General features: G+C 54.2%; 1 rRNA gene. It reads left to right on the top strand.

Going from position 1 to position 251, the window contains the following annotated elements:
• Positions 1-232: ribosomal RNA gene (locus tag B2J69_RS23470) — 23S ribosomal RNA — on the top strand; the annotation flags it as partial.
• Between the last annotated feature and the right edge of the window lie 19 nt (positions 233-251).

Here is a 251-nt window from a genome sequence, read left to right as displayed (position 1 = left end):
GAACGCACCGCTGGTGTTCGGGTTGTCATGCCAATGGCACTGCCCGGTAGCTAAGTGCGGAAGAGATAAGTGCTGAAAGCATCTAAGCACGAAACTTGCCCCGAGATGAGTTTTCCCTGAGCACCTGATGCTCCTGAAGGGACGTTGAAGACGACGACGTTGATAGGCCGGGTGTGTAAGCGCAGCGATGCGTTGAGCTAACCGGTACTAATGACCCGTGAGGCTTAACCTTACAACGCCAGAGGCGTTTT

Origin of the sequence: Pantoea latae (assembly GCF_002077695.1) — a bacterium.
GTDB lineage: Bacteria > Pseudomonadota > Gammaproteobacteria > Enterobacterales > Enterobacteriaceae > Pantoea > Pantoea latae.
Note: the sequence above shows the minus strand (reverse complement) of the source record. Positions and strands in the feature narration are given on the sequence as shown.